This window comes from Enterobacter sp. Lyrl_3, from assembly GCF_051948675.1.
Classification (GTDB): Bacteria; Pseudomonadota; Gammaproteobacteria; order Enterobacterales; family Enterobacteriaceae; genus Enterobacter; species Enterobacter cloacae.
The window spans coordinates 19705-30577 of sequence record NZ_JAYJLI010000005.1 but is presented as its reverse complement, the minus strand read 5'-3'; the positions used below and the strand labels follow the sequence as shown (position 1 = coordinate 30577).

Annotated in this window: 9 protein-coding genes; all 9 read left to right on the top strand. The window is 51.8% G+C overall.

Translation table 11 applies throughout. The annotated features are described in order from the left end of the window. Window position 1: 1 nt before the first annotated feature. Window positions 2–439: a toxin-immunity protein system imunity protein CdiI gene (gene cdiI / locus VF709_RS12055; RefSeq protein WP_044157619.1), complete on the top strand. Its 438-nt coding sequence runs from the start codon at window positions 2–4 to the stop codon at window positions 437–439. A 215-nt stretch (window positions 440–654) separates the two neighbouring features. Continuing rightward, window positions 655–1332 carry a hypothetical protein gene (locus VF709_RS12050; RefSeq protein WP_149896653.1) on the top strand — a complete coding sequence of 226 codons (678 nt, stop codon included), beginning with the start codon at window positions 655–657 and terminating at the stop codon, window positions 1330–1332. A gap of 356 nt (window positions 1333–1688) precedes the next feature. Then, the gene (locus VF709_RS12045; protein WP_223232826.1) at window positions 1689–2048 is read left to right on the top strand and encodes a DUF6911 family protein; all 360 of its coding nucleotides are present in this window, start codon (window positions 1689–1691) and stop codon (window positions 2046–2048) included. Between the two features lie 222 nt (window positions 2049–2270). Continuing rightward, the gene (locus tag VF709_RS12040; protein WP_095427885.1) at window positions 2271–2900 is read left to right on the top strand and encodes a response regulator transcription factor; all 630 of its coding nucleotides are present in this window, start codon (window positions 2271–2273) and stop codon (window positions 2898–2900) included. Next, complete coding sequence (locus VF709_RS12035; protein ID WP_149896652.1) at window positions 2897–6085, top strand: ATP-binding protein; 3189 nt, start codon at window positions 2897–2899, stop codon at window positions 6083–6085. The genes VF709_RS12040 and VF709_RS12035 overlap by 4 nt, the downstream gene beginning before the upstream one ends. 62 nt (window positions 6086–6147) lie before the next feature. Then, the gene (locus tag VF709_RS12030) at window positions 6148–6576 is read left to right on the top strand and encodes a DUF1090 domain-containing protein (RefSeq protein WP_013098815.1); all 429 of its coding nucleotides are present in this window, start codon (window positions 6148–6150) and stop codon (window positions 6574–6576) included. Between the two features lie 63 nt (window positions 6577–6639). Continuing rightward, on the top strand, window positions 6640–8754 hold the full coding sequence (locus VF709_RS12025; protein WP_226842770.1) for a fimbria/pilus outer membrane usher protein: 2115 nt from the start codon (window positions 6640–6642) through the stop codon (window positions 8752–8754). A 137-nt stretch (window positions 8755–8891) separates the two neighbouring features. Beyond that, window positions 8892–9575, top strand: coding sequence for an outer membrane protein (locus VF709_RS12020; RefSeq protein ID WP_102752649.1), 684 nt, complete (start codon window positions 8892–8894; stop codon window positions 9573–9575). 364 nt (window positions 9576–9939) lie between these two features. Next, on the top strand, window positions 9940–10368 hold the full coding sequence (locus VF709_RS12015) for a serine O-acetyltransferase (RefSeq protein WP_223232824.1): 429 nt from the start codon (window positions 9940–9942) through the stop codon (window positions 10366–10368). Window positions 10369–10873: the final 505 nt, after the last annotated feature.

Here is a 10873-nt window from a genome sequence, read left to right as displayed (position 1 = left end):
TATGTTTGGAATATTCTCTAAAGGTGAACCAGTGAGTATGGAAGGTGAGTTGGTACAACCATCATCCATTGTTATCAATGATTATGAGGAAGAATTGCATTTGCCCTTATCCTATTGGGATATTAAAGATTACAAAAATTCTTGGTTAAAGTCTCTCGGCGAAGGGCTATCCAATAAGACTCACTCAGCATTAGCTGTTTCAATGTATGAGCCTGAAAAAACTAACTTTATATTTACATGGGTTTTATATTTTGAAGATGAGAAAGTTTACGTGCAAAATAACGTCATTTTTTTAGAGGAATGCCATGGTTTTTCCCCGGAAAATATAAATAAGTTTATAGAGAGCCGTACTACGCATGACGGAGATGGCATGAAAATATCTGAATGGCATACAGATCTAAATAGTGTTTTAGATTTTTATCATAGTCTTAACAACTGAAACAGAGCTCACTACCGAGCCGGGAGCTTTCTGTCAGGCTTTACTCGAAGTTCCCGTATCTGCGCTGGATCACTGACAGATTGTCGACCTTAACGGCCGTGGATATTTCAGGAAGCGGTAAACGCCGAATTAAGCCTGAACTAAGTACGAAAGAGCGGTAAGCGTAAGCAAGCAGAAGGATATTCTTCTTCATTATTTTATCTCAAGGAAAGAAAATGAAAGTAATAACATTCACAGTAACTACTTTACTATTCGTTGTAGCGCTAACGGGTTGTGCCAGCAAAATAAAGCCTGAAACAGTAACCTCTTCCAATGGTAGTTCAATTGAGATTATGGCTGTGTCAGCACAGGCAGATCTTAACAATAATCGTCTCGCAGATAATTCACTACGCGTAGTTACTCCGACTCATAACGCTGTAGGAAAAGGGTTGGCCGTTTTGTCTGTGTTGACCGGAAATATAAAACCCAGCAGTTTTGATAAAGAAAATCATAAAGGGGAAGTCATCGAGTCGATCAAAAATCCTACTGATACCTATCTCGCTCAAGGTGCAAAGAAAAGTATCAGTAAGTGGATGGACTCCCAATCCAGCGGTTATTTTTATAAAGAACAACTCAATATTGGCCATGCTACCTGGGCATTGATTTTTAAAGATGCTACAGCAACCACTCCTGTTTATCAGTTGAAATATAAGGTGCTTTTCTATAAGAAACCTGAGGGTGGGAATATGTTTTCCGCGTATACTGTAGCTGAATGTTCCCCCGTTCCTGTGGAAGCGAATCTGTCAGAATGGGAACGTGATAATTATAAGAAGGTGACAATTGAAACCCAAAAATATATGGATGCGTGTATCATGGAATTAAATAATCAACTCCCGCGCTTGCTGAAGAAATAGCATTTGTATAAAAACAGTCCCGGTTTTAAAACCGGGATGTTATCTGTATAAAAATTAGCTTTTGATAAAAATAATTATGGGAATGGCGAAGTAGCTTCGGAAAATATTTTTGAACAATATCATTGAATGATCCCTACCTCCGTGCTGGAAATCCTATATCAATTGTTACATTTACTCTCATTACACGTTGCCGGGCTTGTTAGCAGTTGTCATTCTGATTACCCCGCCCCCTATGCCCGGTTTACCATAAAATTCCTAAAATGTGTAATTTGCCAGCGACATCACTTTATCCTGCTCTGGATTGTTCATCTTCCATGTTAAAATACGTAGCAAACAACATTGTTAAAGGACAAACGATGAAAATGAAGCTTTCCCTGTTTTGCGCAAATACAGGTTTAAGTAAAAAGGACTTCCCCTTATGGTCAGATGTTTACGATGCGCTTCATCAGCTCAGGACGAATACGGGAAGCGTTAATATTGTAGATGTTGATAATCAAAAAACGCTCAGCATCCATTCGGATGGTATGCATTTCCTGCTCTCATTAATTGAGGGTAAGGATGATAAAACAAAAATACAAAGCATCCAAACTGCTTGTTTTGGAAGGAAAGAAAGTTCTGTTCCGCCTGTTTTTCTGAGTCATTCTCATGGCCTGACAAGTGATTTCGAGTTTGTGACTGAGGTTTCCAGAACCTTTTTCATCACAGGACAGGTTTAGCGTTTTGCTGCATTAAAACAACCTGTTATATCCGGCATTTAAATTCCAAACCCATTTATTTAAATCATTATGCCTAATGAAAAGTAGGTTGTGGTCGTGTATTTCGTATTTTTTCTGAATTATTCTCAAACCAGACAAACCTTGTCCTGATTCAACACGTGGTAGGCTATGGTGTATAGCGTGTAATGGAGCCGTTAATGCCTCAGGAAAGAATAAACACCAATGACAAAAATACTGCTTGTGGATGACCATCCGGCAATCTGCTTTGCGCTCAAGGTGCTGCTGGAAAAAAATCCGGATTTTATCGTGACGACATCCTCCGGCGAGAACCTGCTGGCGCTGCTGCATCGGGAACAGCCGTCGCTGCTGATCCTCGATCTGGAACTCAAAAACGCTGACGGGCTGGATCTTCTCCCGCGTATCAAGCACCACTTCCCTGCGCTCAGGGTGCTGGTTTATACCAACCAGCCTGCGGGGATCTACGCACTGCGCACGCTGAAGGCCGGGGCGAGCGGGTTTATCAATAAAAGCCTGGCGCTGGAGCGCGTCGAGCCGGTTTGCCAGCTGCTGCTGGACGGCTATCACTGTTTCCCGGAAGAGACGTTCACGAAAATCGTCGAGGCTACTGAAATACAACATGATACCCGGGCGCTGCTGGCGAGTTTCTCCGATCGTGAAATCGCGGTGCTGAACTATCTGAAGCAGGGCAAAAGCAACAAGGAGATTGCCGACCGGCTGGCGCTCAGCAACAAAACCATCAGCACCTATAAGGCGCGAATGATGAAAAAAAGCGGCTTTGCGCATTTTGAACAACTTTTAGATCTTATTGACACTTCAGAGCCAGAGACGTGAGAGCCGTTACCTTTATCCTGTTTTTTTGTATTGCCTTTACCGTGTGCGCCGCGCAACCGGGGGAATCCCTTCGCCTGCTGGCGCGTAGCCATGAAAAGGTGATCGAGCCGGGACTCAGCGGTAGCGAATGGCGCTGGGTGCGCGAACACCGCAAAATCCGTCTGGCGGTCTGGGAGCCGATGATGCCCCCTTACGACATCACCACCGGGCTGAATGATTACGGTGGTATCAATGCGGATTTCACCGGGCTGGTGGCAGAAAACCTTGGCGTGGAGATCGAGGTGGTGCGTTATCCCACCTATGACGATGCCTTGTCAGCATTGCGGGCAGGCAAGGCGGATTTTATGCCTCAGGCAGGGGATAGCCAGCAACAACAGGGGCTGATGTTGAGTGTGCCCTACAGCGACAACATCCCGGTTGAAGTGGTGAATACCGATGCCTCGCCCGATGAGCCGGTGAAAAGGATCGCCGTTTCGCCTGTCTACAGCCGCAGCGACGTGCTGGCCCGTTATCCGGGGGCTGACATTGTGAATTTCTCCTCCACGCGACATGCGCTGGAGGCGCTGGCGTTTCGTGAAATCGATCTGTTCTTCAGCGATGCGATCACCGCGCGCTATCTGGCGAGTCAGTCCAATTTAAGCAATCTCAGTATTCGTCCGGTGGCGGACACGTTCGAGGCGTCGGGATTCTCGTTCGCCGCGATGCCAAAGATGGCGGTCTGGATCGCGATCCTCAACAAGATGCTGACGGCGCTGCCGGAGAACGCGGGGGTGGAGATCCACCGTCGCTGGAGCGGGGGAATCCCGCTCTCCCTGAGCGAAGAGCCACCGCGTTACACCTCGCTCGAACATAAATGGATCAAAGAACATTCCCGGATCCGCGTCGCGGTGGCGCAGGATAACGCCCCCATTGCCTTTTTCAACGAGCGCGGGCAGTTGCGCGGCATCCTGGCGGATCTGCTGACCGCGCTCCGCCTGCGTACCGGGTTCACCTTTGAAATCCGCCGTTATCCCAGCCAGGCCGCCGCTTTCAGAGCTATAAATCGCGGAGAGGCTGAGCTGATTGCAGGCGTCACGCAGGAGGGGATCTGGCAGGCGGATCTCCTCACCACCCGAACCTGGTTGTATAACTCCTGGGTTATGGTTGGACGCGCGCTCCCGGGGAAGGAGGCGCTTCAGCCCCGCGTGGTGAGCCTGCGCGGTGAAGCGCCTGATGACTGGCTTGGCCGACAAAATAGCGGCCAGACGGCGAAGGTCGATACCTGGTGGCAGGGTTTTAACAGCGTGATGAAGGATAAAAACGACATGATGGTGGTGCCGCTGATCATTGCCAACGCCCAGCTCACCCGCAAAGAATTTGCCTCACTGAAAATTCTCGCCAGCATCGATGCCGAACCGTTGCGCTTTGCCTTTGGCGCATCGCGGCAGGCCTGGCCGCTGATCACCATTCTGAATAAAGCGCTGATCAACATCCCGCCGGAAGATCTCCACGCCCTGACGCGCGGCAGCAATACGGGCAATGCGTTTGCCTCTGTGTCGACGTCGGCGCTGTCGATAACGTGGTTGGTGACGTTCACCGCCGCCGGTCTGGCCTTGCTGGCGCTGGTGGCAGGGTGGATCTACCGTCGGCGGCGCATCCAACAGGCGCGCATCCGCAAGCTTATTCAGACGCTGCGTGCGGCGAAACAGCGCGCAGAGCGAGCCCGTCGGGGAAAAAGCGCCTTTCTGGCGACCATGAGCCATGAAATTCGCACGCCCGTCAGCGCCATTATCGGCATGCTGGAGCTGGTGATGAAACGTCCCGACCATGCCCCGCAAAACCCGCAGTCGATACGGGTCGCCTGGGACGCGGCGCAGTCGCTGTTGCTGCTTATCGGGAATATCCTGGATGTGGAGCGTATTGCGTCCGGCCGTCTGGTGCTTCGCCCTGAGCGCGCCTCGCTTCGAAGCCTGATTGAAGGAACGGTGTCGCAGTTTGAGGGGCTGGCGGCGCAGAAATCATTGAAGCTGCTGCTGGAAATGGATACCGCCCTGAAAGGGGACATATTGATCGATGTGATGCGTTTTCGTCAGATCGTCACCAACCTGCTGGGTAACGCCATTAAATTCACCGACCACGGTCAGGTGATGCTGCGGGCGCAGCCGCAATGGCAGGACGGCGAGTTTATGCTGCTGGAGCTGACAATAGCAGACACCGGCGAGGGGATTGATATCGCGACGCAACAGCGTCTGTTCCAGCCTTTTAGTCAGGGTGAGAGCCGTACCCGGGCGCAGGGCAGTGGGCTGGGGCTTTATATCTGCCGCCAGCTCGCGGACATGATGGACGGGGATCTCACGCTGAATAGCGTGCCGGGTGAGGGGACAATGGTCACGGTGACGCTCAGGCTGCCCGTCATGGCCGCACTGCCAGAGAAAGAGACTAAAGCTTGTGTGCCACCCGGCAAACGCGCAGCCTTGACCATCATGGTGGTAGACGATAATCCGGTCGGGCGGATGCTACTTACCCAGCAGCTTGAGTGGCTGGGGCATGCGGTCACCCAGCACGACAGCCCGGCAAAGCTGCTTGAGAGCCTGGCAATCCGACAGCCGGACGCGGTGATCACCGACTGCAACATGCCCGAGATGAGTGGCTATGCCCTGTCGCGCATCATCAATGAACATTACCCCAGTGTCACGGTGTTTGGCATGACGGCGGACGCGCGTGAATCCGTGCGGGATGAGGCGCGGGAAGCAGGCATGCGCGACTGTATCTTCAAGCCGGTCACGCTGGTTGCGCTGGAAAATCTGCTTGCCCCTCTGGCCCCCTCCGGTAAATCGCCGGTTGCTTCGCCATATTCCATCACGCTCCCCCCAGCACTGCTGGACGGTGAGCATCTGGCAACGTTTCTGGATTTGCAGATGACCGTGCTGGAGGAGACGCTGGGCGATATTGCGCTGTGGCGAAAGGACCCCGGTACACCCTTGAAGGACGCGCTGCACCGACTGCGGGGCGGTATTCAACTGCTCGGTATGACGGCGCTTGAGGCGCGCTGTCTGGAGCAGGAGCGGGCTGCCGACAGCGGCGGCATCCGTCAGCTTGAGGAGGAGATTCAGGCATTAAGGGCCGCATTACAGCGCTGGCGCGAGACGGGACTACAACCGGGCGAGACCGTCCTACAGCAGAATGAGGACGGGCGTACAGCGTAAGCTTCCCGTCCGCCGGGGTACTCTTTTATTCGAGGACGTTCACATATAAAGGAGATATCCCGATGAAAAAACTCGTATCCGCGCTGGCCGTTATTGCCTCTGTTGGTATGTTCACCTCCGCCCAGGCGGCAGAAAGCTGCTCTGCCAAAGCCGCGGCACTGGAAAAAGAGATCCGTATCGCCCAGCAGTACGGTAATACTTACAAGGTCAACGGCCTGAAAAAAGCGCTGGCTGAAGTGAAAGCGCACTGCACCCCGGCAAGCGTACAGGCTGACGCGCAAAAAGAGGTGAAGAAGCTGGAGAAGAAACTGGCCGAGAAGCGTGAAGACATTGCCGAGGTTCAGGCCGATCTGCGTGAAGCGAAAGCCAAAGGCGACAGCAAGAAAGTGGCGAAATACCAGCGCAAACTGGCTGAAAAACAGAGCGATCTGAGCAGCATTCAGCAAGAGCTGAGCCGCGCACGCGCCGCGCTTGCCTCCCTGCAGAAATAACGCTTTTTTGTAAAACAGGTGAGGGGGCGTGAGCCTCTTCACCTTTTTGCGCTGCCTGCCATCATGATGCGACTCCGTCTTCTCTGTTTTATGCTGCTGTTCGCCATGGCAGAAAGTCGTGCGGTAAGCCAAAAGACGTGGGTGATCCTCAATAACCTCTATAAAGGGGCGATTTCGTTTGAGGTGTCTGCCTCAGGGCCTTGCCTTAGCCAGCCGTTGATGGAGGAGTGGGGCGTACGTGACGCGGTGCTTTCACGCCTGGTCTGGGATGCCAAAGGGTGCCTGACGCCACAGTCTGCGGAGCAGTTTAACCTCAAATACTGGTATCGCCCGCAGGCGCAACTGCTGACGCTTCTGTTCCCGACAGACGCTATTAGCCCGCAGCAGAACGGCGTCAGCACCAGCCGCTGGGATGATGGCATCAACGCGCTGTTTATCAACTACCGTCTGGATGCGGATAACAGCCAGGCGCAGTATGACTGGGAGCGTTCCGGTACTGACGCCACGCTGAGCCTGGACAACGGCCTTAATGTGGGCCCCTGGCGTTTGCGTTATCAAAACACCTTCTGGCGTGAAAAAGAGGGACAACACGGTTCGTACACCAATGCGATGTCGCTCTGGCGCAGCATCACGCCGCTGCGTTCGCGTGTGAGCCTGGGCGACGGCAATACCTCTTCAAATATGTTCGACAGCCTGGCGTTTCGCGGTGCATCACTCGCCAGTGACGAGGCGATGTACCCTGATAGCTGGCGACCCTATTCCCCGTGGATCAACGGCTATGCCCGCACAGAGGCGGAAGTCACCATTCACCAGAACGGGGTACGTGTTTACCGTATTCACGTCCCGCCCGGGCCGTTTACCATTCGCGATTTTTATCCGCCGGACCCGGACGGCAACCTGGAACTGACGGTGCAGGAGAGCGACGGTACGGAGCGTACCCGCCTGCTGCCTTATTCCAGCATGCCCAATCTGGTGCATCACGGGCTCTTTAGCTACGAACTGGCCGCCGGTCGGTATAAGCCTTTTCACGGTATCGACAGGGACAAGGATCGCTTCTGGCAGAGTACGTTCTCGTGGGGAGTTGCCCCGCAAGTCACCGTGTTTGCCGGGCTGCAGCAAGGGGAGCACTATTTCAGCCAGGTCGCGGGTTTTGGCGCTAACCTCGGGCGGTGGGGGGCGTTTTCCGCAGATGTCAGCGCGGCTCGCTATACGCAAGAGGCGGAGACGCAACGGGGCAAGGTGTGGCGTCTGCGCTATGCCAAAGCGTTCTTTACGACCGAAACCAGCCTCACCGCTCAGCTCCAGTGGTATCCACGTAATGAACATTACCGGTCGCTGGAAGAAAAAATCACGCGGGCGGAGCTGCTGAGATACGGCTGGGACGATAACGTCACCCGGCGGGCGCTGCGTGGGCAGCTGGAGCTTAACCAGAATCTTGGCGAGGACGCCAGCCTGAGCCTGTCGTGGCACGGGTTGAAGTCACGTGAACCTGACGCAGGCAGCATGGGGATGACGCTGAGCCTGGATGCGACCTTACAGAACGTGGATGTCAGCCTGTACGGCGGTTATGAACGCTACGGTAAAAACCCGGATGAAACCACCGTGGGTATCAATCTCAGTGTGCCTTTATCCCTTTGGGGGACGACGAGTAATGTCGGCTATATCACCGAGCTCGCCAGCCGGGGGGAAGATAGTCATGGAGTGAATGTGTACGGTTCGGCGTTGAGTGATTACAGCCTGCGTTACGATCTGCAGGCGACGCATACCCTACACCGCAATGATGAGTTGTCTGCGAGCCTGGGCTATCAGTACAACGCGGGCGAGCTGAACCTCAGTATGGTACGCGGGGGAACGCGCCGTGATTATCATGCCGACACCAGCGGCAGCATTCTGGTACACGCAGGCGGCGTGACGCTTGGCCAACAGCTCGGCAGCACCGCTGCGCTGGTGGACGTGCCGGACTCCCCGGGCATTGGCTTCTATAACCAGTTTGGCTCCACAACCAATGCCAGAGGCGAGCTGCTGGTGAGTTACTTAACGCCATGGCGCGTGAACCGCATTACGGCCGATAGCCTGAGCTTGCCGGAAAACACCGCGCTGGATGTGACGGAACTGGAATCAGTGCCGACCGATGGCGCGATTGTTCTGCTGCGTTTTCCCCAACCAGTAACCGATTGAAATTAAAATAAACAGGACAAAAAGCGAGACAAATCCCTACGTAAAATTACCAGGTAAAACGCGTATTCATCCTAATAGTTTGCCCTTTCGGGACTGCTTATGATTCGTCTCACTGACTGTTTTTCAATGGAGTGTAGATGAAGATGAAAGCACTTTTAATCGCCCTGCCTGTGGCGATGATCCCGGCTACCGTTCTGGCGGCAAATACGGAAGAAGGGTATTACGGTTCGGCAAAATACCTGCAGATTGAACAGCGTGCGAAAGAGATGGATACCAGCGCGCGTCCGGGTGTCGGTCAGTTTGTGGGCGGTAAAGAGAAAGAGCATTTTGGCGGCGCGGCGATTGCCGCAGGCTACCAGTTCGGCAACGGCTGGCGTACCGAAGGTGAATACACCTTTAAACAAAAAACGGAGTACACCAGCGGCTCCAGCACATTCGCGAACAGCTTTAACCACCTGCAGACCGAAACTGAACGACTGATGCTGAATGTCTACCGCGATTATGAACTCGGCTACGGTGTCTCTGTTTACGGTACCGCAGGGCTTGGCGTGAGCAAGATCAAAGCGGGCGGCTGGCAGGGTAACGCCAGACGTGAATACGCCTCGACCACCCAAAGCAACCTGACCTACGCGTTAGGAGCGGGCGTAAGCTACACGCCGGTTGAACGTCTGTATGTCGATCTGGGCTATCGCTATATCGATATGGGCAAGATCGAAAGCGGATATAACAATTTCACTAACGCGCGCGGCTTAAAAGACGAGCAGATGAAAGCGCATATTGTCTCTAACGAATTTACGCTGGGCATGCGTTACGTGTTTTAACCTGTTGTGACCGTCACTGCTTTAAAACAGGGCCAACACCGTGGGAGTGCGGGGTTGGCTTTTTTATTGCGCAGGTGTGGCATGCTGATTGCCCGAGCCAGATCAGTAACCGTTGCGGATGATGAGGTCGGTGAAGACCGCCTGGCTTTTTTCAGTATAACTCACTCATTTTGCAGACCTGCAGTAAATATTGATATAATCGCTTGACTTGACGTCCGGCGAACTTGATTAGCAAGTCTAAAAAAAGAGATTTTTATTTGATGAAATTTTCACAGCTAAAACGATTCTGGCATGTAGAGGTTATTGGTCTTGAAAAAAATTTTCTTTTCTGCGCCTAATGACACGCCTAAGGAACAAACCGGGTTTGAAATATGTTTTTTGGTGGCGACTGGCAAGTTATTTGTATGAGAACGGCCACCGCCGCATGGCTTATCGTGTCCACTCACGCATCAAAAGTAAATTTGCTTGCGATATTATGCTCGGTGCAACTATCGGTGAAGGGCTAACTATCGCTCATCATATTGGTATAGTAGTGACAAAGCGAGTGCATGCAGGAAAAAATATGAAACTTACCCAAAATTCTGTTATTGGAAGCAGTGGAAAAGGTACACAGGGTAAGATCGTCATTGGGAATAACTTTTATCTGGGATCGAATAGCTGCATAATCGGCGACGATCTGAAAATTGGCGATAATGTTACTATTGGCGCAATGACATTCATCAATAAAGATCTCCCGGATAACTGCCGTGTTTATACAAAAAAAGTAACAGAGATTGTAAGCGTGTCGGTATAAGAGTAAAGCAGAGTGGGAGGAATGATTGTTTCACTAGCTTGCTCGGTTGAATTACATTAAACCCGCAGGAGCGGGTTTTTGTCTCGTTGACCTATAACCCATTCCTTTCTCCATCTCATTTTTATCACCAACCCGCGTAAGCGCATGCTGGATTATATAAAATCAAAACTGGAACGCATATCTATGTTTTCAAGTCAGTCTGCGCGCAACTTGTTCGGAATCATATTTTAAGTATTTTCATGGTAGTGAGTAACATTGTCTGGTTTATCCTTGTTGACATAAGAAAACTTCTTTTTCTCTTTAAGTTTTCGGGGAGTTAAAAGTCAAAAAAGCGCGAAATGCATCTTTGGGGCTAAACCCTGCACAAAATGCGATGACTTTGCTTAACGTTGATAGCAAATAGTAGGGATTAAACGGCAATAATTTCAATTTGGTATTCGCATCTGGACTTGAACCAGCGCCCAGGCGATTATGAGTTCCTACCAGAACAACCGAAAATCAATAG

Excerpts from the sequence above, each read along its gene's own strand:
- cdiI (WP_044157619.1), top strand. The coding sequence starts at position 2 with ATGTTTGGAATATTCTCTAAAGGTGAACCAGTGAGTATGGAAGGTGAG.
- VF709_RS12050 (WP_149896653.1), top strand. The coding sequence starts at position 655 with ATGAAAGTAATAACATTCACAGTAACTACTTTACTATTCGTTGTAGCG.
- VF709_RS12045 (WP_223232826.1), top strand. The coding sequence starts at position 1,689 with ATGAAAATGAAGCTTTCCCTGTTTTGCGCAAATACAGGTTTAAGTAAA.
- VF709_RS12040 (WP_095427885.1), top strand. The coding sequence starts at position 2,271 with ATGACAAAAATACTGCTTGTGGATGACCATCCGGCAATCTGCTTTGCG.
- VF709_RS12030 (WP_013098815.1), top strand. The coding sequence starts at position 6,148 with ATGAAAAAACTCGTATCCGCGCTGGCCGTTATTGCCTCTGTTGGTATG.
- VF709_RS12025 (WP_226842770.1), top strand. The coding sequence starts at position 6,640 with ATGATGCGACTCCGTCTTCTCTGTTTTATGCTGCTGTTCGCCATGGCA.
- VF709_RS12020 (WP_102752649.1), top strand. The coding sequence starts at position 8,892 with ATGAAGATGAAAGCACTTTTAATCGCCCTGCCTGTGGCGATGATCCCG.